The organism is Butyrivibrio sp. AE2015 (assembly GCF_000420825.1).
GTDB lineage: Bacteria > Bacillota > Clostridia > Lachnospirales > Lachnospiraceae > Butyrivibrio.
In genome coordinates this window covers 1-23,100 of record NZ_ATVR01000022.1, presented here as the reverse complement: position 1 = coordinate 23,100, position 23,100 = coordinate 1, and the positions used below count along the sequence as shown (strand labels likewise).

Here is a 23,100-nt window from a genome sequence, read left to right as displayed (position 1 = left end):
AATAAAAAATCCCACAGGTTCGTTAGAACCTGTGGGATTTCTACTATCTGCAAATACTTATTATGCCTCGAGGTCTTTGCCTGTAAGGAGTTTGTAAGCTTCAAGATACTTTGCAATTGTCTTGTCGATTACGTCAGAAGGAAGATTGTAATCGCAATCAGGATTAGACTTTAAGTAGTTACGAACGAACTGCTTATCAAATGAAGGCTGATCATGACCTTCTTCATAGCCTTCTACAGGCCAGAATCTTGAGCTGTCAGGAGTGAGCATTTCATCAGCAAGAACAACGTCACCATTCTCATCAACACCAAATTCAAACTTTGTATCAGCAATTATGATGCCGCGAGTAAGAGCGTAGTCAGCGCATTTTTTGTAAAGAGCTATTGTGTAATCTCTGATCTTTGTAGCATATTCTCTGCCGCGTCCGGGGAATGCTTTCTCAAGTACTTCAATACTTCTCTCAAAATCGATGTTCTCATCGTGATCACCAATCTCAGCCTTTGTGCTTGGTGTGTAGATTGGTTCAGGAAGCTTGCCACATTCCTTTAATCCTTCCGGAAGTTTGATTCCGCAAACTGTTCCGTTTTCCTTGTATGATACCCAGCCACTACCTGTGATATAACCACGTACAATACATTCAACAGGGATCATAGTGAGCTTTTTGCAAAGCATGCTGTTTCCTTTAAATTCTGGAGCACTGAAGAATTCAGGCATATCAGCATTGTCAACACTGATCATGTGGTTCTTTACAATATCCTTAGTGTAGTCGAACCAGAATCTGGACATCTGAGTAAGAACTGTACCCTTTTTTACTACCTTGTTCTTTAAGATAACATCGAAAGCTGAAATCCTGTCTGTTGCTACCATGATCAGGTTTTCACCTATATCGTAGATCTCACGTACTTTTCCTTCTTTTACTGGGGTAAACTGCTGCATAATAAAGCTCCTCCTTAAAACACTTAAGTGTATTTATATCAAGATCTTTTGACCCTGATAATCACGTGGTTATTATTCGAAATGGGTCAGATAGGAGATGACTATTAGTCATCCTCCTCTTCGTCAGCGGCAGTGTTATAAACTGTACGCTTTCTTGCCATTTCATCATTTTCAAGGTACTCGTCATAAGTAGAACGTTTATCGATAAGAGATCCATCAGGAAGAATCTCCATGATTCTGTTAGCTGTTGTCTGCACAACCTGATGGTCACGGCAGGCAAAAAGTTCAACGCCCGGGAACTTGATCATTCCGTCATTAAGAGCGGAAATCGATTCCATATCAAGGTGGTTGGTTGGTTCATCAAAGATAAGACAGTTGGCTCCGCTTATCATCATTTTGGATAGGAGACATCTTACTTTTTCTCCTCCGGAAAGGACTTTAACTTTTTTAACTCCGTCTTCACCGGCAAAGAGCATTCTTCCAAGGAAGCCTCTTACGTAAGTAGCATCTTTGATCTCTGAATAACCTGTAAGCCATTCTGTAATGGTGTAGTCGTTATCAAACTCTTTTGTATTGTCCTTAGGGAAGTAAGCCTGAGATGTTGTTACACCCCATTTATAAGTTCCTTCATCCGGTTCAAGCTCACCTGTAAGGATCTGGAAGAGAGTAGTCTTTGCAAGCTCGTTACCGCCTACAAAAGCAACCTTGTCGTCTCTCTGGATAACAAAAGAAATATTGTCGAGAACTTTTTCTCCGTTAATTGTCTTGGAGAGGCCGTCTACAGTAAGAACTTCGTTACCGATCTCTCTGTTTGGTCTGAAATCAATGTAAGGATATTTTCTGCTTGAAGGCTTGATAGTATCAAGCTCAATCTTTTCAAGAGCTTTCTTTCTGGATGTAGCCTGTTTACTCTTACTTGCATTAGCTGAGAAACGGGCAATGAACTCTTTGAGCTCTTTGATCTGTTCTTCTTTTTTCTTGTTGGCTTCCTTCATCTGACGGATCATCAGCTGTGATGACTCGTACCAGAAGTCGTAGTTACCGGCATAAAGCTGAATCTTGCCATAATCTATATCAGCGATGTAAGTACAAACCTTATTGAGGAAGTAACGGTCATGGGATACAACAATGACAGTATTCTCAAAATTGATAAGGAACTCTTCAAGCCATGCAATAGCATCAAGGTCCAGATGGTTGGTAGGCTCGTCCAAAAGAAGGATATCCGGATTACCAAATAGGGCTCTTGCAAGAAGAACCTTGACCTTCTGTGCACCATCAAGCTCTTTCATAAGTTTGTAGTGGAACTCGGATTCGATTCCCAGTCCGTTCAGAAGACTCTCCGCATCAGATTCAGCTTCCCATCCGTTAAGTTCAGCAAATTCAGCTTCAAGTTCGCTGGCTCTGATACCATCTTCGTCTGTGAAATCTTCCTTGGCATAGATGGCATCTTTTTCATTTTTTATCTCAAAGAGACGGGCATTGCCTGCAATTACTGTATCAAGAACAACGTTCTCATCATATTTGAAGTGATCCTGTTCCAGGAATGAAAGTCTCTCTCCGTCAGAGATAACAACGTCACCGTTTGTTGTTTCAATCTGTCCGGATAAGATTTTTAGAAATGTTGACTTACCGGCCCCGTTAGCTCCGATGATACCGTAGCAGTTACCCGGTGTGAATTTAATATTTACATCCTCAAATAGAGCTTTTTTACCGACTCTGAGTGTTACGTTATTTGCACTTATCATTTACAAAATAGCCTTTCTGAAAAACAAATATATACCTTTGCAACAGTTCGTATTATATGAGAATCTACTATAAAATGCAATCGAAAAATGATGAATAAATATCAAGCATCTGCCTGGTGACAATATTGTGAAAAAGCATAGTAGATTCTATATTGACTACAAGGATATTAAAAGATATAATTATATACAAAAGTATATTAAAGTATATGAAATACAGGGCAATAATATCTTTTTGTATTCATGATACACGTATGGGACTAATGGAGGGCACTTACATGACAATAAAGCAGATGAGAGAAATTAAGGAAAAAAGAGGATATAGTTATGCACAACTTTCAGAGTATACGGGAGTTCCGGCAATAACTCTACAGAAAATTTTTTCTGGAAAGACCAAATCACCAAGAATTGCAACTCTTAATGCTATAGAAAAGGTTCTTGGAGGAGATGAAGAAAAGTTTCAGGGCAAGGCCTTTGAATATGGGAAAAGCGGTTATTCTACCGGTGATGATCATGGCAATATTTTAAGGGAAGAGGAGCCTGTATTTGGAAATCCCGATGGAATTAAATATGGTAACCCTGGGAAAAAACAGGGCGAATTTACGCTTGATGATTATTATGCATTGCCTGATGAACAGAGGGTTGAACTTATTGATGGCGTTTTTTACGATATGTCTGCTCCAAGGGTTGTTCATCAGGACATTTCCTACGTGATTCATTCAGCAATAGCTGATTACATCAAAAAAAATAAAGGTAAATGCAAGGCTTTTTTTGCTCCTGTGGATGTTCAGATTGACTGTGATGACAAGACCATGGTACAACCGGATGTTTTGGTAATTTGTGACAGGGAAAAAATAAAAGGATTTGGAATATATGGTGCCCCTGATTTTTTGGTGGAAATACTTTCTAAGTCCACCAGAAAAAAAGATATGACAATTAAACTTACAAAATATAGTGAAGCCGGGGTAAGGGAGTATTGGATAGTTGACCCTCATAAGCGCATGCTGATCATCTATAACTTTATGGAAGAGGACTTTATGCCTGTTATGATGCCTTTAAAGGGTGAGGCACCGGTGGCTATATATGACGGAAAATTGAAAATCAGTCTGGACGAGATAGCAGCATCCATAGATGAGTTTGGCGAGTAAACTTCTAAAAATGGGCGAAAATGCGCAACAATGTTAGTTAATTTAGTTTATATTCTGTCAGAGAAAAAGTAGTATATTTGTGTGGCATTAACACATATATCAGGAACAATAGCGAAACTAAAGGTATTTTGCTATTGTTCTTTACCTTTTGAAAGGATAAGACAGCTGCAGATTATGAGTAGAGAAACTGAAAATGTATTGGATATGAATATTAAGGATACTGACACCTGGAAAGCCCTTAATAATGGTGGATGGACAAATAGGAGATTGAAAGAAGACTATAAGTGCGATGACTGTAAGAGAGCCATTGCCATAAAAAAAGTTACTGTTTCTGAGTTTGGAACTTACAGAGTAGACTTAGAATTTATGGCAAAAGATAATATCAGGGATATGTCACTTTTTGCAGGCAGAAGGAATATGGTTTCCCGGGGAATAAACCTTGCCAAGGGCGAAAAATATAAAAAGAGCTTTTACATTGCCGTTACTCCATATATTCCGGCGCTATCTGCAAAGCGGTATGATGACAAGTCTATATATGTAAGCTTTACTCATGCTGATGTTGTTGAACTTTGCGATATAAAGGTGGTTAAAGAGGAAGTGCCTGTTATCTGGGTAGCCGGTGACTCTACGCTTACTGACCAGAATGCCGGGATACCTTATTATCCATATGGAAGCTGCGCGGGCTGGGCTCAGATGCTTCTTGGATATATAGGTAAAGGTGCAGTCTGCAATCTGGCTCATTCGGGAATGACAACCAATTGTTTTAGGGATGATGGACATTTTGATATGGCAAAAGAAATGATAAAAAAGGGAGACTTTTTTATCATACAGTTTGGCCATAATGATCAGAAAAGGCGCAACCTTCAGCCTTTTGGTGGATATTCTGATAATCTGGAAAAGTATGTGGAAGAGGTAAGAAAGCTTGGGGCTTTCCCTGTGATCTGTTCCCCAATAAGCCGTATTCCTGCTAAGGAGAACGGTGAATATTATTCTCTTCTTGCGCCATACAGGAATGCCTGTGAAAGGGTTGCCAATAAGCTTGATGTCCCTTTTGTTGACCTTCATGACTATACCTTTGATAAGTGGATAGAGTTTGGAGATAGTGCAAAGGATTTCTTTATACCGGGTGATATAACACATACCAATGAGTATGGTGCGCTTCTAATAGGGGACTACTTTGCAAAAGAGATCACAAGGCAATCTGGTGACAGCTTTTTTGACAGGAAGATCATTGAGAATTCAAAAGCTCCTGTTACAGACATAGTTCCTGAAGAAAAGGCTCTTCCAAAAGAAAAGCCGGGATTTGATATATTTGGCATTGAACCTCCGTATGTTGATATTAAGGGGATTCCTGAGTATAAGGACATTAAAAAAGCATTTAAGTACTGTCTTTTGGATCCATGCGTAATGTATGCGCACCCTTATGCTGTGATGCCAAGAGCACAGCTTTTGATGGTGATGTTTAAGGCTTTTAGGATGGCAGGCAAAAGACCTTATTGCGGTGAGTTTGCAGATATCAGTAAATACGACTGGGACGCCGGATATATTCAGGCCCTTGTGGATGAAGACATGATCGATGAAAAGACTATTGGCCATGACAAGGAAAGTGGCAAAAAGCTTTTCAGGCCTGATGATTCGCTTACATATGCAGAATTTATGAGCTTTATTGTAAGATTTCTTGAAAAGGACAAAGAAAAAAGAAAGAAAGTAACCCTTGAGCAGAGCCTTAGAAAAGCCTATGAATTAAGGATCTTAGGAGATGTCTCCTTTACAAAGAACGGTAAAAAAATATTCAAGGACACAAAGCAGAATGTGATCAATGAAAAATACGAAATAGCCACTGAAACATATATTTCAAGAGCGGAAATATATATGGGACTTGCCAGATTTATGGATATTGCCGGAGGCGTAGAAAGCAATCTTCCTTCAGGACTTGATATTCATCCTGTCCATTAAGCGCATGTCGGCTACCGGCCAGGAACTTTATGTTCAAGAATGCATAATATAGCATATCGTGGTATACTCTTATCTGGAAATATAATCAGATATTGAGGTTTTAAATGGATATTCAAAAGAAACAAAAACTCCTTGATCTCATCGATAAGGCAGGGAAGGGCAGTATCGAAGCAGCCGGGGAGATTGCAGAAGCTTATTTTACAGGAAGCTTAGAGGGTAAGGCCAATCCTGTTAAAGCAAAAAAATGGGCTTCATATGCAGCAAAGCATGGGAACGAAAAAGCTGCAGAAATTCTAAATAAGCTAAGCTAAAAACTGAATAAAGAAATTAAAACTACGAGGAGAATGCTATGGGGAATGTAATGGGGAAAAAAGCTCTTCAGGCGGTCGCATGTTATGATGATCTTTTGGAGAAGCTTGATTTAAAGGTAGATACTCCGGTTATTTTTAATCTATCCGATGGAAGGAAGAAGCAGATAGAAAAGTCAGTATATGGGCACAACCCATTTCCTGGCCTTCTTAAGCTTGTTCTTTTGTCGCTCAGAAAAAAAGCTGTAAAGCGCCTGTATGAAGACGAAAAGGTTCTGCAGACAGGTCCTGCGGCAGCTATTCTTGCACTGGATTCGGTGCTTGTTCAGGAAATAGGAAATATCAGAAACAACATAAAAGAACCCCAGCCTGTAATGTGCGATGTTGATCTGGCGGGGCTTCAGGTAGTGCGTCTTTATATGAGTGCTTATAAGGGGAATAAGGATTTTATTAAGGCAAGGTGTGATTCAGCAGTTCGTGTTGACAATGCTCTTAACGGCTCTTTTTATAAGTACAAAACAAAAGACGGAAGGAAATTCTCTGCCCATGTTTACTATGAGTCTCAGAAAAAAATAATGATGGAGACTTTGGGGATAACAAAAGAGCCAGGAAAGTTTGTATTAAGTTCCCTTCCATTCGATAAGATAACAACTGCAAAAGCTGTTAGGCAGTGGAATGCACAGGAACTTGAAGAGAAGACTTTTGAAAATGGTGCCTGTGGATGTATGCTCCGAACAAGGCAGGAGTGGGAAGAGAGCGAAGTTGGCAAAGCTGTATGCGATATGCCGCTTTTTAGACTTACCAAAGAAAGAGCAGATCTGAAAAAGAAACTTGGAAAGTACGACAAGAGCAGAGGACCGCTTTCAGGAATAAAGGTACTGGATCTTACACATATCATAGCAGGTCCCGCCTGCACAAGACTTCTTGCGGAAGCCGGGGCTGATGTTCTTATGGTCAGAAGAGGCAAATATGTAGAGCAGGAGCAGGCGATGCTTGAGCTTGACGGATGGGCAGGAAAGAGGAGTATTCAGCTTGATTTTAATAATCCCAAACAGCTTGAAAAGGCTAAAAAGCTCGTAAAAGAAGCTGATATTGTCGTTTGCTCTTATCAGGTTGGAGCTCTTGATAAATTTGGATTATCAGAAAAAGATATTCATAAGCTCAATCCTAACGTGATCTACGGAAGTCTTCGCTGCTTCTCAGACACAGTTTGGAATGAGAGACCGGGGTGGGCACCATGTGCTGAGGATATAACAGGACTTAGCGTAAGAAATGGTTCACTAAAAAAGCCTGTGAACTTAAACGGTGTTCCGCTTGATTATATTCCGGGAATGATCCTTTGTGCCGGAATACTAAAGGCGCTAAAGCTCCAGCTTACCGAGGGAGGAAGCTATACAGTAACAGGTTCTCTAACCAGAGGTGGCTACTGGCTTCACGAATGTACGGATCTTTGGGAAAAGCTTGATGGAAGGGTTACGTTCGATACAACAAGAAGCTCTATCGTGCATAATTCCAAGCTTTCACTCTGGAATGATACCTTTACCAAGGTTTCTGATACAGCTGTTGGGGATGTGTATTTTACGACTCCTGCTACCAATATAGGTAAAGAAGATAATACATATCGAAGTGAAAATATGTATTTCAATGACGGAAAGATCGGATTTAGAAAAAAATCTTGATATTGCATTTGGGGGATTTGGGATGAAACTTAACTACAAAAGAACTATACTCATAGGCTTTGCTTTTTTATCAATCTGCGCATTCTGGCAGTTTTACGACAATGAAATACCAAAGATATTGAAATACAATTTTAATCTCGGAGAAACTGCAACAGGTGCGATCATGGCGCTTGATAATGTATTTGCGCTTTTCATGCTTCCTTTTTTCGGGGCTTTGTCTGATAAGACAGATACTAAGTTTGGCAAAAGAATTCCCTACATACTCATAGGAACCATAGGGGCTATAGTATTCTTATTTTTACTTATCAATGTTGCTAAGCCTAGTGGAAATATTGGATTTTTCATTGTTATCCTGCTTCTTCTTTTGATATCAATGGGAATATACAGGTCTCCTGCTGTTTCGCTTATGCCTGATCTTACACCGGCGCCCCTTCGAAGCGCAGGAAATGCCATAATCAATCTTATGGGAGCCCTTGGCGGAGTATTTACTTTAGTTATGACTATGGTGCTGATCAAAAAGGTTGATGATTCAAGTATGACAAATTACAGTCCGCTTATGTTTAGCATAATCATTCTGATGGCTGTTTCTATTCTTATTCTGGTTCTGAATATTAAAGAGAATAAGATAAAGTCAGATATTGAAAAAGAAGGGGGACTCCATTCACTTGGTGAAGAAATAGAAAAAGAAAGTGAAGATGTAAATTCCGGTGTAAAGCTGCCCGGGGATGTGTTTAAAAGTCTTGCTTTTCTTTTAATGTCTGTGGCTTTTTGGTACATGGCTTATAATGCCGTGACAACAGCTTATACCAGATATGTGGAAGAAGTGTGGGATCTTCACGATGGAAGCTACGCAAAGACACTTCTTATTGCGACAGTTGCCGCTGTTTTGAGCTACATACCTATTGGTGCAATATCAAGTAGAATAGGCAGAAAAAAGACTATTCTTGCAGGTGTCATTATTATGACCTTTTGTTATATAGTTGCTGCTTTTATGCCGCGTTATTCCGGTTCGATCAATATTTTCTTTGCTCTTATAGGAATCGGATGGGCAGCCATAAATGTCAACTCATATCCCATGGTGGTTGAGATGAGCAGGGCAGGAGATATAGGAAAATATACCGGACTTTATTACACCTTTTCCATGGCGGCCCAGGTATTTACACCTATCTTGTCAGGAATACTTCTTGAACACATATCCTACAGGACCCTGTTCCCTTATGCGGTTGTTTTTTCATGCCTCGCCTTTTGCACAATGATGATGGTAAAGCATGGAGATGTGAAACCGGCTAAGAAAGAAAACATCCTGGAAAATTTTGATGTTGATGATTAACAAAAAATTATGTAAAGTATTTGTGCTGTTTTTACCATTTTTTTGTTAACTACAACCATGCTATAATACCCTAAGACGCTTATTTTGGGGATTGGGGTATTATATGTTTAAATTTAAGAAGTTTTCTGAGCTTCCGCTTAGAAGGATTGCTTATAAATACAAAGTGCTGATTGGAATTACGCTGTTTTTGATAGTGGCAGTGGTTTCTTTCGGCACTATTTTTATTAAGAGCTATATAGACAGAAACAGGGATCTTAGAAATGCAGAGCTGGTAAAAGATGCAGAGAATATGTTAAACAGTATTGAAAACAGCCTTATTACTGTTCATAAGTATTATCTTGCATCTGAGAATAACACAAAGCTCCGCTATGTAGTCGAAAATGACGTTGATTACTCTAAGGTCAGCTCCATAACTGATGCAGGGGATATTTTGGATGGGGGCAATATTGTATCAGACTATGTGGCAAATTATTCTCTTGTGAATTTCAAGACTGATACTGTCCTTGGCACAAAAGGAAAATATGACATCAAAGAAGTTAAAAATCTAGGTGAGCTGACTGACCTCTATGATGCATATAAGGAGACTTATACAAAGAACCTGTGGGTTTACATTGACGGGGCAGAGCCTGACAAATACAGCAAGGAATACAGGACTACAGTACCTTTATATGGACTGAACCTTGTGCTTTTTGTTCCTTTTTCTGAAGTTACACCATATGCCCTTGAAGTGATAAACGTTGATATGTCGCAGATCACAAGCGATATCAGAAAGCAGCTTGGTGATAATCAGCAGGCAGCTCTTTATACTGCGGATGGAAAACTTATTTTTTCTACAGATAAAGAGTTTCCTGAGCAGATCAACATGGAAAAAACAGATACAAACGCCATTTATTCCACGAAAAATGATGACGGAAAGCGAGTATATATCAGTGCCAAAACTTCCAGCATTGCCGGGCTTACTCTCTATGTGGCGAATTATTCTGACAGAATAGAGCTGTTTGTAAATGCTTATTATCTGATCGCATTTCTTTTGATCGTGCTCTTATTGTTCTTTGGAGCGACGATCCTGTTTAACAGTATTTATAAGCCTATCCAGACAGCTATAGGAGAAATTGAAAAATCAAGTGATTATAAGCTTCGCCCAGGTGAAGATGAGCTTCAGTACTTAACTGACAGTGTAAAAAAACTTGATAGTAAAAACATCTCCCTTATAAGTCATACGACAGCTCTTTTTGCCACCAGGATTTACAGAAATGAACTTACGAATACTGAAATAGATCAGTATCTGTATAGACTTTCGCTATCAAGTAGAATTCCTTCTTTTTACAGGATACTTTCCTTTGTGCTTAGATCCACGGATGACGACAGCCCTGTGTCTTCAGATAGGGATAAGAGTATCTGCAATCAGATCATTGACAGGATAACAGAAGATTGCGGCATGAAGGAGTTTTTGCCTCCTGTGTACTACGCAAGATCAATCGTTATTTTTATCAGCTGCGATGGAAAAGAAACTGAAAAGGAACTGATAGAGAAAAACTACAATTACATGACACAGTATGTTTACAATACTTTTGGATTAAATATTGGTATAGGTATCAGTAGTGAATACTCGGATATATACTCTATAAATAAGGCATATCTGGAAAGCGTGCAGGCTCTTCACTATGGAAAGATAGATATTGGAAGCTATCTTAGCTATTACCGCATGGATGCCGGCATGGATCAGATATCTTTTGACAGTGACATAGAGGAAAAACTTAGAAGGGCACTTAGAAGAGGAGACAAGGAGGAAGCATATTCAGTAGTTGACGGGCTTTTTGAGAAGCTTATTACTATGGATGTTTCCAGGGACAACTGCGTACCTGTCCTGCTGCAGCTTGTAAATGGGATTGTCCTTGAAGTTCAGACTTCGGGAATTGGTACAAGCGTATTTAGAGAAGAGCTCAGGCAGATATATCCAGTTATTCTTGATTACAATGATCTCAACCGTGTGAGAAAGTACATAAAATTCAATATGATAGATCCGATCATCTATCATCAGAACAACGTGCTTGACAGCCAGTCGGCCAATATCATGACAGCTATTGAAAAGCTTGTTGAGGATAAAGACGGCAATATTACTTTGAACGAGTGTGCTGAGAGCCTTGGTTATCATACAAGTTATATCTGGAGGATCCTAAAAGAGGAAAAGAATCTTACCTTTACTGAGTATGTTGATAAATATAAGATCAAGTATGCTAAAAAACTTTTATCTGAAACAGATATGACAGTTGGTGCCATAGCAGAAAAACTTAATTATACAAATTCTCAGAATTTCATCAGATTTTTTAACAAGATGGAGGGTGTTACTCCCGGAAAATACAGGCAGGCGTTAAAAGAGGCTTAAATAGGCACTTTAACAGTGATAATCAATTTATTGATAATGCAAAATGCACAAAAGAGTATATAAAAAAGCATCCTTAATTGGATGCTTTTTACAATGCAAGAAAATGATTATAGACGTTATTTGTGGGCAATTCGTATAATCTGTACATGGTTTGCATCTGCCAATAAAGAAATGATGACATTATTACTAAAGTAAAGCAGGAGGTAATTATGGGTAACAGCGGTGAAAAGCGCAAGGGATACCGCAAGATCGTTACTACTGAAGGAAAAGTCTTCTATAGTAAAGACAGTGGTCTCCTCGCTTATATGTGGCGTCATAAGGCTTTGTATCTGATGCTGCTGCCGGGACTATTATATTTTATAATGTTCCGTTATGTACCCATGGGAGGTTTGGTAATTGCATTTAAGAATTACTCGCCGTTTCAGGGAATCTGGGGAAGCCCTTGGGTAGGCTTCGACAATTTCAAGCAGTTCTTTTCTAATCAGGACTTTTTGATCCTTCTTAGAAATACACTTGGAATTTCATTATTGCAGCTGGTTCTTTATTTCCCGGCACCAATCATTTTGTCTCTCTTATTAAATGAGATAAGACATAGCTGGTATAAGAGAACAGTGCAGACATTCATTTACATTCCACACTTTGTATCTTGGGTTATTGTAGCCAGCTTGTCATATCAGCTCTTTAACACAAACGATGGTCTTATCAATATGCTTGTTAAGGCAGCCACAGGGGAGACAATTCCAATTCTTTCAAGTGGAAAGTACTTCTGGGGACTGATCGTTGGCCAGGATATTTGGAAAGAAACAGGTTATGGAACGATCATTTATCTGGCAGCTCTTGCGGGAGTTGATCAGGAAATGTATGAGGCAGCCAGAGTTGACGGCGCCGGAAGATGGCAGATGATGTGGAATATCACACTTCCTGCTATCAAGAGTACAGTAATAATCATGCTTATCTTAAGAGTTGGTTCTATTTTGAATACAGGTTATGAGCAGATATTCCTTATGAGAAACGACCTTAACGTAGCATTTGCGGAAGTGTTTGATACCTTCATTTATACAAGAGGTATCCAGAATGCACAGTATTCATTCTCAACGGCAGCAGGTATGTTTAAGTCCATTGTCGGTATGATCATGGTACTTGGTGCTAACTACACAGCTAAAAAAGCTGGTGAATCAGGAATATATTAAGGGAGGAAGAAAATGGCTTCAGATACAAAGGCTATTAAGCGTGACAAGCGCGGAGTAAAGATGAGCCTTGGCTATAGGATCACAGATGTGATCATCTATACACTTATGGGCTGTGTTGGCGTTATAACACTTCTTCCATTCCTGTATATTGCAGCCGGCTCTTTTGCGACAGACAGAGAACTTACAGAGAGAGCATTCTTTATCATCCCTCACGTATGGTCACTTAATGCATATAAATATTCAATCAATAACGGAAATATCCTGATGGGTTTGAAAAACTCATTGATCCTTACATTTATGGGAACAATTGTAAATATGGCTCTTTCTACCACATTTGCATATCCACTTTCCAAAAAGCATTTCAGAGGAAGAAACTTCTTCCTTAACATGGTTATCGTAACAATGCTTTTCTCAGGTGGTATGATCCCTACCTTCATGGTACTTAGAACTTACGGACTGTATGATTCATATTGGGCTCTTATCCTTATCGGAGCTATCAGCCCATTTAATATGATCATCATAAAGAACTTCTTCCAGGAGCTTCCACTTGAACTTGAGGAAGCAGCTTACATGGACGGAGCAGGAGAGTTCTTTACATTTTTAAAGATAGTCCTTCCACTTTCTAAGCCGGTACTTGCTTCAATATCTCTTTTCTACGCAGTAGGCTATTGGAACGACTATTTCAACGCGATGATCTATCTTCAGACACCAGCAAAATACACGGTTCAGATCATGCTCCGTAATATTGTATTAAAAGCCAGTGCCATCAGTGATGTAATGATGGATTACTATGATCAGAACGGTGCGCCACCTGATAAGGCGGTAAAAATGGCAACAACACTTATTGCGACAGTACCTATTCTGATTGTGTACCCCTTCGTTCAGAAATTCTTTACTAAAGGAGTTATGGTGGGGGCAGTTAAAGGCTGAGAGCACTTAACGAGGTTTTTTCGAGTTTAGTGCGAACGTCTTAAGGCGAGCATGCATAGCATGCGAGAGCTTAAGTTCCTTATTAACTTAGCACTTAATGAATGAATTCTCAAATGGTGAGATTCATATACACATTTTCTTTCTTAAGGAGGATTACAATGAAAAAGAAGTTACTTGCAACATTACTTAGTGTAAGCATGGTAATGGGGATTGCAGCTTGTGGTTCACAGGCTACAACACAGACAACAGATTCTCAGACAACTGAGAACACACAGACTGCTGATGCTACAACATCTACAGCTACTACAGAGGCAGCACAGACAGCCGAGACACCGGTTGAATATCCAACAGTTACATTTATGACAATTGATTTCAACTCAGGTGCTTCAAACACAGGAGATTATGCAGATCAGATCATGCAGGAGCTTGAGGCTCATACAGGTGTTGATGTTGACATCCAGTGGGTACAGAACGATGTTCTTGAAGAGAAGGCAACACTTGCAATGCAGGATCCTAAGTCAATGCCAATGATCATGACATGGAACGGAGCAGTTACTGGTACAGTTGTTACAGCAGCTAAGCAGGGAGCTTTCGTTGATCTTACAGAGTACCTTAAGGATACAGAGAAGTATCCTAACCTTTCAAAGCAGAACGCAGACGTAGCTAAGTCACTTACAGTTGATGGCAAGCAGATCGGTATCTACAGAGCTCGTGTACTTGGAAGATATGGTATGTCATATCGTAAAGACTGGGCTGACAAGCTTGGCCTTTCAGAGCCTAAGACAATTGATGATGTTTACAACATGCTCTACAAGTTTACATACGAAGATCCAGACGGAAACGGTCAGAACGATACAATCGGTATGGAAATGACATCTTATACAGGTCCTTTCGATATCATGCAGACATGGTTTGGCTGCGGCAACGGATGGGCAGAAGTTGATGGAAAGCTTGTTCCGGTATGGCAGCAGGAAGAGTACATGACAGCACTTAACTGGTTCAAGAAACTCTATTCAGAGGGACTTATGCCTTCAGACTGGGCTTCACGTACAACAGATACATGGTCAGATGGTTGTAAGAACGGTGAGAATGGTGTATACATCGACGTTCTTGATGGTGGAAGAAGAGTTTGGGATTACTTCGTAAACAACGAGATCCCATCAGTTGTAGATCCTTCAGAGTTTGCTTCAATGAACCTTCTTAGCAACATTGATGGCAAGACAATGGCTACATCAGGTTACAACGGATACTTCACACTTTCAGCTTCAACTTGTGATACACCTGAGAAGGTAGAGGCTGCTCTTACATTCCTTGACAGAATGTGCGATGAGGAAATGCTTATCCTTACAGGCTATGGTCTTGAGGGAGTAAACTATGAGATCAATGAGAACGGCAACATTGTTCGTCTTGATTCAAGTGATGATGCACTTAAGGCAAATTACGCAGGACTTAACCAGCTCGTTGCTTATATTCCAAACATCGATTCTACACTTGGAGAAGAAAAGACAGAGCGTCAGAATCTTGAAAATCAGGTAAAGGCAGATGCTGAGAAGTATGCAGTTATCAATCCTGCACTTCCATACCTTATCAATTCAACAACATACGCTTCAATGGGTAAGGATCTTGATGACAAGATTTCACAGGCACGTACACAGTACATCTGTGGCGAGATCGATGAAGCAGGTCTTAAAGCAGCATGGGATGATGTTTTAAACCGTGGCTATGCAACAATCATCGACGAAGTAAACGCACAGGTTCAGTAAAACAGATTCTTGTTACTAAAATGATAAAGAGCATGGGGCATAAGTCCCCATGCTCATTTTAAGAGGATGGGGTATGAAGGTTCAGAGATTGGCAGAGACAGCTGCAAAGGGTTATACGACATTTGGAAGCATGTGGGAGAAAGGAAGTGTTAAAAGAAATGCTTCTTTTTCTGTAAAATACGGGGATAAAGAAGAAATGCTTCAGTCGAGGGTGACGGCTTTTTGGCCTGATGGCAGCGTTAAGTGGGCTGCTCACGTTGTTGATGCAGAAAAAATAGGAGATGTGGCTGAGGTTCTTCCGGTTTTGAATCAAGATGATGCAGAAGGTGCTATGGACACCTGCAATGTAAAAGAAAGCGAGAGTTCTTTTGACATAACAGCAGGTAAGGTATCGCTATCAGTAAACAAAAAAGGGAGCATCCTTTTTAATGACCTTTCCTATAATGGGAAAAGGCTGGCAAAATGTGCATATCTGCAGGTTTTGATTGAGAATCGTGAGGATGAGTATTCAAAGAAGACAGTTCCTTTTGAGGGAGTTGTCGAAAAAGCTGAGATAATAGAATGTGGGATCACAAGGTGCGTCGTTAAGTTTAGCGGAACTCATAAAACACCTTGTGACAGCAGGATTCCTTTTTCTATATTTATGGAAATTTATAAGGACAGCCCTGAATTTAGATTTACCCATACATTTTTCTATGATGGTGATGAAACAAAGGATTTCCTTAAAGGTGTCGGTATTTCTTTTGATGTGCCTGCCAAAGGAGAGCAGTACAACAGGCATGTAAAGTTTGCTACTGATAATGGCTGTTTTAATGAAGAAAATGCAATGCTTCTTTGCTGGCATCCAAGGGTAGAACCTGATATTTACAGGGCTCAGGTTGCAGGAAAAAGATTAGCATTTACAGAGCACAAAGATGAAGACATTAATGCCGTTAAAGCTTCTAAAGAGATGCCTATATGGAATGATTATTATCTTTTTCAGGATAGTTCAGAGCATTTTGTCATAAGGAAAAGAACAAATAAAGATAATGTGTGCTATATAGACTGTCTTAACGGAAACAGAGCAAAGGGAGTTGCAGCGTTTGGCTCTGATTGTGGCGGAATAATGGTGGGACTTAAGGATTTTTGGCAAAAGTACCCATCAACAATTGAGTTTAAAGATGTTTCAAAAGATACTGCCAAGGCAACAATCTGGCTTCTGCCGCCTCAGGCTGATGCCTACGACTTTAGGCACTATGAGGACATCGGCTATTCACAAACTTACTATGAGGGATTTGATGTCTATGGAGCCAGCGCTTATGGAATCGCCAATACATCGGAATACAGCATAAGATTTTTTGATGAACTGATTCCAGAGGATAAAGAGATTGATGAATTCTATCAAAGGGTTCAGAACAGGGCATTTTACTATGCAGGGGCTGAATATCTTCATTCTCTTAGGGCCTTTGGATTCTGGAGCCTTGAAGAGAGGAAAACGAAGTCTGAAAAGTTTTTTGAGCAGCAGATAGATAAGGTATTTGATTTTTACAAAAATGAGATTGAACAGCGAAAGTGGTATGGAATCTTTGATTACGGCGATTTCATGCACACTTATGACCCTTACAGGCATGTATGGCGCTATGACATGGGCGGCTATGCATGGCAAAATACAGAGCTTGTGCCGACTTTCTGGCTGTGGTTCTATTTCCTCAGAACAGGAAGAAATGATGTGTTTAAGATCTGCGAGGCCATGACAAGGCATTGTTCAGAGGTTGATGTTTATCACTTTGGAAAGTACAAGGGCCTTGGCTCGAGGCATAATGTCCGCCACTGGGGATGCCCTTGCAAGGAAGCCAGAATAGCTATGGCAGGGCACCACAGGATGTATTACTACCTCACAGGCGACTACAGGCTCATGGATTATTTTGAAGAGGTAAAAGACGCGGATGTGGCCGTAGGAGAAACGGATCCGCTTAGATTCTTTTTTGATAAAAAAGATATGGTTTATCCAACTCATGCCCGCACAGGCCCTGATTGGAGCAGCTTCTGTTCAGACTGGATGACCTGGTGGGAGCAGAATGAGGATAAAAAATATCTTGAAAAGATAAAGACAGGAATTGCTGATCTTAAGGAAACACCACTTAAGCTTATGTCAGGCACTGATTTTGAGTATGATCCTGAAACCTCACACATGAGATATATTGGCGACAGGGCAACGGGAGGAAGCCACCTTTCAATTTGTCAGGGATCAGAGCAGACCTGGCTTGAGATGACTCAGCTACTTGATGATCCTGAGTGGGACAAGATGCTTGCTGACTATGGGTGGTTTTATACCCTTGACAATGCGGAACAAAATCGCCTCACAGACGGCAGAATCGGGCAGAGACAGTTTTCTTATCCTTTCATGGCTGCTGGAGTAGTTGCCTACGCTGCAAGCTACTATGACGATGAAAAACTTGGAAAAAAGGTTTGGCAAATCCTAAAAGATGCTATTTCTTCTGAAACAGGTGATGATACATTTAAGGAAATCGTGGTTGAGAATGCCGGTAATCAGGAAAAGCTCAGGGAAATAACCGGAATATCTACGAATGTTGCTGCTCAGTGGTGCCTCAATACTATTGTGGCAATGGAGTTTGCGAGAAAGTGGATGCCGGAGGAAATATAAGAGGCATAAAAAGATATTGGGGATGGTTTATTAACGATGGATAGAAAAACAAGAATATATCTTGTGGGGGATTCGACTGTACAGACTTACAAATTGGAGGCTGCTCCTCAGTGCGGATGGGGGGCTATGCTCTATAGATATTTTTGCGATAACAATGTGAATGTGTATCATTCAAAGGGTTCAAAATTCGATAATGCTGTTACCTATGACGTTGAGGATTTCGTGATAGATAACAGGGCCATGGCTGGAAGAAGCCTAAAGAGCTTTTATGATGAAGGGCGCTTTGACGAAGTTATAAATGGCGTATGTCAGGGGGACTATTGCCTTATACAGTCAGCTCATAATGATGCATATAAGGAGAAGGAAGAGCGATTTCTATCTCCAGAAGAATATAAAGAAAAACTGATAAATGATTATATTGATCCACTTCTTGCCAAAAAGGCAGTGCCGGTTCTTGTGACTGCCATTGCCATGAAAGATTTTGATGAGAATGGAAACTGCAGGATTTCTTTTCCTGAGTACAGAGAAAAAATGCTGGAAGTGGCGGATGAAAAGAAGCTCTTTTGCATAGATCTGGGGAAAATGACGGCAGAGTATAACAGCAGGATTGGGGAAGAGGCCTGCAAGGGTATATATATGAATCTTGATAAAGGTATGTTTGAGAGTGCGATTGAGGGAAAAGAAGACAATGCGCACCTCAAATTTGAGGGAGCCTTCATTTATGCCGGGTTTGTGGCAAAGGAACTTAAGAAAATAATATCCTGAAGGAAAGAAGACATGGAACAGAGAGAAAATTTAGGAAGAGGCTTGATCGCGGTAAAGACAAGCACCGGTATCTTTTTATCCTGGAGACTTTTTAAAAGAGAAGCATTTGGAAGTAATGCTACGGGGCTTGTTGGCGTTGATTTTAAGATATACAGGGATGGAAAACAGATAGCTACAGTTACAGACTCCACAAATTACCTGGATAAAGAGGGCAATGAGAAATCAAAATATGCTGTTGAGGTCGATGATAGCAGTATGATATTTGGTGATAAGGTATTGGACAAGAGCTTTTTTGCTGCAGACAAGAGCCTTGAAGTTTCAGTATGGGAAAGCGGAGAAAACTACCTTGATATTCCGGTACAAAAGCCTGAAGGCGGAGTGACACCGACTGGAGAAACATTTGAGTACACTTTAAATGATATGAGCATTGGTGATGTCAATGGTGATGGAGAGTACGAGTACATTGTAAAGTGGGATCCAACCAATTCCCAGGACGTTTCCATAAAGGGCTATACAGGAAGATGTATCATCGATTGTTACAGCTTGTCGGGCCACCTTTTCTGGAGACTTGATATGGGACCCAATATCAGAGCAGGTGCCCATTACACCCAGTTCATGGTCTATGATTTTGATGGCGATGGCAGGGCTGAAATGGCGGTAAAGACTGCGCCGGGAACAAAGATGATATGCTTTGGCCAAGACGGAGAAGTGATTTCAGAAAAATTTATTACGATTTCGGAAAAAGATCTTTTGAAGGGATATTCCAATGAAGATAACTACGTGTGCTCCGCTGATGATTACAAAAAGCACATGAAGAATGTCTTTTTATCCTGGAAAGAGCATCCTGAAGTTAAGGCAGGGAACTGGCCTGATACTTTGGAGGAGTGCTTTGGAATTGAGAAAAGATATGACTATCCCTTAAGCGATAGGGATGCAGATGAGCTTACAGATTATTTCCTTGATGTGTATGCTCCATCGAGAAGTCCCAAAAATGAGCTCAGGAAATTTGAGGGATTTATATATGAAGGTCCCGAATATCTGACCATGTTTTCAGGTGATGGCCGTGAGCTTTCTACTATAGACTATCCTTTCCCACGAGGCGATGACGGTCTTATGTGGGGCGACTATTCAATGAAGAGGATTGAACCCTGCAATAGAGTGGACAGATTCCTGGCAGGTGTGGCCTTTCTTGATGGTAAAAGGCCAAGTCTTATCATGTGCAGGGGATATTACACCAGAACAACTCTTGCTGCCTACAATTTTGATGGCAAGGACTTTGAAGAAATCTGGAAAGTGGACAGTGGTCATGTTCCTATGAGTAATCCCTTTAATGACAATCCTCATGCCGGTAAGGGAACTGACCCTGTTTATGGAATCCTGGCCGGACAGGGAAATCACAGCCTGTCTGTAGCTGATGTGGACGGGGATGGCAAGCAGGAGATCATTTACGGTGCCGCCTGCATAGATCATGACGGAAGTGTTCTTTATTCAAGTTATGACTATCTGCCTGATGGAACTTATGCCAAGATGGGTCATGGAGATTCCATGCACGTTGCTCATATTGATCCTGACAGAGAGGGCTTTCAGATATTTAATGTATTTGAAGGCGCTGAGGCTGCTCCTTATGGCTATGCGCTCAGAGATGCTGCTACGGGTGAAGTGATACACGGCACGGATAAAGATGGCAATGATACAGGAAAGTTTGGCGTTTTTGCAACCAAAGACCTTGGAAGATGTATGATCGGGGATATAGCCCCTAATGTCAGAGGCCTTCAGTGCTGGGTAAATGATGTATATGACTGCAAGGGGCGTGAGCTTCCGCTCAAGGCTCCTTCAACCAATCAGGCCATCCGATGGGCAGCAGATCTTTCTACTCAGGTCATAGATGGGGCTGATTATTTAAAAGGCAGCCACAGAGGGGTGATAAATGATATCACCCACGGAATAATGCTTGATCCAAAGGGAACCCTTACCAATAACGGAACAAAGGGCAATCCATGCCTTATAGCAGATCTTTTCGGAGATTTCAGGGAAGAAATCGTATTAAGGCTTGAGGACAGCAGTGCTCTTAGAATCTATACAAATACAGATATTACACAGCATAAACTCTATACACCTATGGATGATGCAATGTACAGAGTAAGCATAGCCTGGCAGAATAACTGCTATAACCAAACGGGCTACACCAGTTACTACTATGCATCGGATATGGACTTTTCAAAGGTACCGCTGGATCACAACATCTGAAGACATTACTGGGCTTTTGGTAAATTTTTGGTAAATCAGAAATATCTGTAGTGAGATATTGCCTTGCAGAAATGATTGAAAGTGCAAAGAAAATGGGCGTTTTAGCTCATATTTGAGCAGTTGGTTATGGTAAAATTTTAATTGGGTTACATGCGAAAAAACGCATAAAAAAGAAAATGGAGGAAGGTAGAAGAATGGCAAACAGAATATCACTTAACGGAACATCTTATCATGGGGCTGGAGCAATCAGCGAGGTTGTAAATGAGATCAATGCTCATGGCTTTAAAAAGGCTTTTGTAGCATCTGACCCTGACCTCATCAAATTTGGAGTTACCGGAAAGGTAACAGATCTTTTGGAAAAGGCAGGGATTCCATTTGAGATTTATTCAGATATTAAGCCTAACCCTACAATCGAAAATGTAAAAAATGGTGTAGAAGCTTTCAAAAAGTCAGGTGCTGACTGTATCGTAGCTGTAGGTGGCGGTTCATCTATGGATACATCAAAGGCAATTGGTATCATCATCACAAACCCTGAGTTTGCTGACGTGCGTTCACTTGAGGGCGTAGCTCCTACAAAGAATCCTTGCGTACCTATCATCGCTATTCCTACTACAGCTGGAACAGCAGCAGAGGTTACAATCAACTACGTTATCACAGATGTAGAAAAAGAAAGAAAATTCGTTTGTGTAGACACACATGACATGCCAATCGTAGCTATCGTTGATCCTGAAATGATGTCTTCAATGCCTAAGGGACTTACAGCTGCTACAGGTATGGATGCTCTTACACATGCTATTGAAGGCTACACAACAAGAGCTGCATGGGAAATGACAGATATGTTCCATCTTGAAGCTATCAGACTTATCTCCAAGAATCTTCGTGGAGCAGTTGAGAATACAAAAGAAGGCCGTAAGGGAATGGCTCTTGGCCAGTACATTGCAGGAATGGGCTTCTCAAACGTTGGACTTGGTATCGACCACGCTATGGCTCATACACTTTCTGCACATTATGACACACCACACGGTGTTGCTTGTGCTATGTTCCTTCCAATTTCTATGGAATTCAACCGTGAGTACACAGGCGAGAGACTTCGTGAAGTTGCAAGAGCAATGGGCGTAGAAGGCGTTGACAACATGAGTCAGGAAGAGTACCGTGATGCAGCTATCGCAGCAGTTAAGAAGCTTTCTGAGGATGTTGGTATTCCAAAAACTCTTGATAAGATCAAAGAAGAAGACCTTGATCAGCTTGCTACAGATGCACTTAACGATGCATGCTATCCTGGAAATCCAAGAGAAGCTACTAAGGAGCAGGTTATCGAAATGTTCCGCATGCTGATGGCATAAACAAATATTTTAAGAGGGGCTGTGAAAAATGATTTTGCATTTTTCTACATTCCTCACAAATTTTACGTTGTAGATTAACGAGAGGATTATAATAAGAATTGATCTTTATTACGAATGCTTACGCCGGTGGCGTAAGCATTCTTTCGTTATCAGTTCATCATGTATAGAACGAACCACATGATGATAAATATATGTATTGGAAACGAGACTTTTATTATAAGAAAAGCTTAGATTGCGGCTGAGTACGCCACCATTGACTGAACCTGAGGAAAACGCCCTGCAGGCTCTGCCGACGGTGAGGATGATGGGAACAGTAGATAGATTCATGCACCGTCGGATTCAGAATTGTAGCGTTTTCCTCAGAACCCGTCAATGGCAAGCACCTTGCGGTGTGGCTGGGGATTATTGCCTCGGGCTCTGACTCCGAGAACAGTAGGGATGGCTGAAATTGAATCAGCTGGAGACTTGGGATATTGAAAACATAAAGATTTACCTGGCTATAGCATGCTGCGAGAGATTTTTCTCGATTTTCATGTCTTGTGCATAGGCTTCTGACATGATTTGGAGATTTTTTGCAAGTATCACATGCTTTGTATAGTGGTTCAGACATGTTGTTAGTGATTTTGAATCGGTCAAATGAAAAAGTAAATTCCACTTTACCTATGAAAAATGGTCTCTTTTGCGATTTTGAGGAATGATTTCATAAAATTGTGCTTTGAGACCTCTGAAAAAC

The 23,100-nt window shown here is 40.5% G+C and carries 15 protein-coding genes; 13 read left to right on the top strand and 2 right to left on the bottom strand.

Features of this window, described 5'->3' with window-relative positions:
* Positions 1-60 precede the first annotated feature (60 nt).
* Both G585_RS0111060 and G585_RS0111055 read right to left on the bottom strand, forming a co-directional pair.
* On the bottom strand, positions 61-936 hold the full coding sequence (locus G585_RS0111060) for a phosphoribosylaminoimidazolesuccinocarboxamide synthase (RefSeq protein WP_022775025.1): 876 nt from the start codon (positions 934-936) through the stop codon (positions 61-63).
* Between the two features lie 104 nt (positions 937-1,040).
* A complete protein-coding gene (locus G585_RS0111055) occupies positions 1,041-2,681 on the bottom strand; it encodes an ABC-F family ATP-binding cassette domain-containing protein (RefSeq protein ID WP_022775024.1) in 1,641 nt (546 codons plus the stop codon).
* Positions 2,682-2,956: 275 nt separating this feature from the next.
* Here G585_RS0111055 and G585_RS0111050 point away from each other — a divergent pair, with 275 nt between their 5' ends.
* The 13 genes from G585_RS0111050 to fucO all read left to right on the top strand — a co-directional run bounded on the left by G585_RS0111050 (position 2,957) and on the right by fucO (position 22,367).
* Positions 2,957-3,826 (top strand): Uma2 family endonuclease, encoded by an 870-nt coding sequence (locus tag G585_RS0111050; protein ID WP_022775022.1) that lies wholly within the window; start codon positions 2,957-2,959, stop codon positions 3,824-3,826.
* A gap of 174 nt (positions 3,827-4,000) precedes the next feature.
* Positions 4,001-5,782 (top strand): GDSL-type esterase/lipase family protein, encoded by a 1,782-nt coding sequence (locus G585_RS0111045; protein ID WP_022775021.1) that lies wholly within the window; start codon positions 4,001-4,003, stop codon positions 5,780-5,782.
* 104 nt (positions 5,783-5,886) lie between these two features.
* Positions 5,887-6,093 (top strand): hypothetical protein, encoded by a 207-nt coding sequence (locus tag G585_RS0111040; RefSeq protein WP_022775020.1) that lies wholly within the window; start codon positions 5,887-5,889, stop codon positions 6,091-6,093.
* Between the two features lie 38 nt (positions 6,094-6,131).
* Positions 6,132-7,769, top strand: a complete 1,638-nt coding sequence (locus tag G585_RS0111035; RefSeq protein ID WP_022775018.1) for a CoA transferase — start codon at positions 6,132-6,134, stop codon at positions 7,767-7,769.
* 22 nt (positions 7,770-7,791) lie between these two features.
* On the top strand, positions 7,792-9,099 hold the full coding sequence (locus tag G585_RS0111030) for an MFS transporter (RefSeq protein ID WP_022775017.1): 1,308 nt from the start codon (positions 7,792-7,794) through the stop codon (positions 9,097-9,099).
* 103 nt (positions 9,100-9,202) lie between these two features.
* Entirely contained in the window at positions 9,203-11,485 is a 2,283-nt protein-coding gene (locus G585_RS0111025) for a helix-turn-helix transcriptional regulator (protein ID WP_022775015.1), read from the top strand.
* A gap of 209 nt (positions 11,486-11,694) precedes the next feature.
* Entirely contained in the window at positions 11,695-12,675 is a 981-nt protein-coding gene (locus G585_RS0111020; RefSeq protein WP_022775014.1) for an ABC transporter permease, read from the top strand.
* Between the two features lie 12 nt (positions 12,676-12,687).
* Positions 12,688-13,605, top strand: coding sequence for a carbohydrate ABC transporter permease (locus G585_RS0111015; protein WP_022775013.1), 918 nt, complete (start codon positions 12,688-12,690; stop codon positions 13,603-13,605).
* A 158-nt stretch (positions 13,606-13,763) separates the two neighbouring features.
* Positions 13,764-15,368 (top strand): extracellular solute-binding protein, encoded by a 1,605-nt coding sequence (locus G585_RS0111010; protein WP_022775011.1) that lies wholly within the window; start codon positions 13,764-13,766, stop codon positions 15,366-15,368.
* A gap of 73 nt (positions 15,369-15,441) precedes the next feature.
* Positions 15,442-18,012, top strand: coding sequence for an exo-rhamnogalacturonan lyase family protein (locus tag G585_RS0111005; RefSeq protein ID WP_022775010.1), 2,571 nt, complete (start codon positions 15,442-15,444; stop codon positions 18,010-18,012).
* Between the two features lie 36 nt (positions 18,013-18,048).
* Complete coding sequence (locus tag G585_RS0111000; RefSeq protein ID WP_022775009.1) at positions 18,049-18,777, top strand: SGNH/GDSL hydrolase family protein; 729 nt, start codon at positions 18,049-18,051, stop codon at positions 18,775-18,777.
* Positions 18,778-18,789: 12 nt separating this feature from the next.
* On the top strand, positions 18,790-21,024 hold the full coding sequence (locus G585_RS17910) for a rhamnogalacturonan lyase (RefSeq protein WP_022775007.1): 2,235 nt from the start codon (positions 18,790-18,792) through the stop codon (positions 21,022-21,024).
* Between the two features lie 194 nt (positions 21,025-21,218).
* Positions 21,219-22,367, top strand: coding sequence for a lactaldehyde reductase (fucO, locus tag G585_RS0110990; protein ID WP_022775006.1), 1,149 nt, complete (start codon positions 21,219-21,221; stop codon positions 22,365-22,367).
* Positions 22,368-23,100: the final 733 nt, after the last annotated feature.

Excerpts from the sequence above, each read along its gene's own strand:
- G585_RS0111060 (WP_022775025.1), bottom strand. The coding sequence starts at position 936 with ATGCAGCAGTTTACCCCAGTAAAAGAAGGAAAAGTACGTGAGATCTAC.
- G585_RS0111055 (WP_022775024.1), bottom strand. The coding sequence starts at position 2,681 with ATGATAAGTGCAAATAACGTAACACTCAGAGTCGGTAAAAAAGCTCTA.
- G585_RS0111050 (WP_022775022.1), top strand. The coding sequence starts at position 2,957 with ATGACAATAAAGCAGATGAGAGAAATTAAGGAAAAAAGAGGATATAGT.
- G585_RS0111045 (WP_022775021.1), top strand. The coding sequence starts at position 4,001 with ATGAGTAGAGAAACTGAAAATGTATTGGATATGAATATTAAGGATACT.
- G585_RS0111040 (WP_022775020.1), top strand. The coding sequence starts at position 5,887 with ATGGATATTCAAAAGAAACAAAAACTCCTTGATCTCATCGATAAGGCA.
- G585_RS0111035 (WP_022775018.1), top strand. The coding sequence starts at position 6,132 with ATGGGGAATGTAATGGGGAAAAAAGCTCTTCAGGCGGTCGCATGTTAT.
- G585_RS0111030 (WP_022775017.1), top strand. The coding sequence starts at position 7,792 with ATGAAACTTAACTACAAAAGAACTATACTCATAGGCTTTGCTTTTTTA.
- G585_RS0111025 (WP_022775015.1), top strand. The coding sequence starts at position 9,203 with ATGTTTAAATTTAAGAAGTTTTCTGAGCTTCCGCTTAGAAGGATTGCT.
- G585_RS0111020 (WP_022775014.1), top strand. The coding sequence starts at position 11,695 with ATGGGTAACAGCGGTGAAAAGCGCAAGGGATACCGCAAGATCGTTACT.
- G585_RS0111015 (WP_022775013.1), top strand. The coding sequence starts at position 12,688 with ATGGCTTCAGATACAAAGGCTATTAAGCGTGACAAGCGCGGAGTAAAG.
- G585_RS0111010 (WP_022775011.1), top strand. The coding sequence starts at position 13,764 with ATGAAAAAGAAGTTACTTGCAACATTACTTAGTGTAAGCATGGTAATG.
- G585_RS0111005 (WP_022775010.1), top strand. The coding sequence starts at position 15,442 with ATGAAGGTTCAGAGATTGGCAGAGACAGCTGCAAAGGGTTATACGACA.
- G585_RS0111000 (WP_022775009.1), top strand. The coding sequence starts at position 18,049 with ATGGATAGAAAAACAAGAATATATCTTGTGGGGGATTCGACTGTACAG.
- G585_RS17910 (WP_022775007.1), top strand. The coding sequence starts at position 18,790 with ATGGAACAGAGAGAAAATTTAGGAAGAGGCTTGATCGCGGTAAAGACA.
- fucO (WP_022775006.1), top strand. The coding sequence starts at position 21,219 with ATGGCAAACAGAATATCACTTAACGGAACATCTTATCATGGGGCTGGA.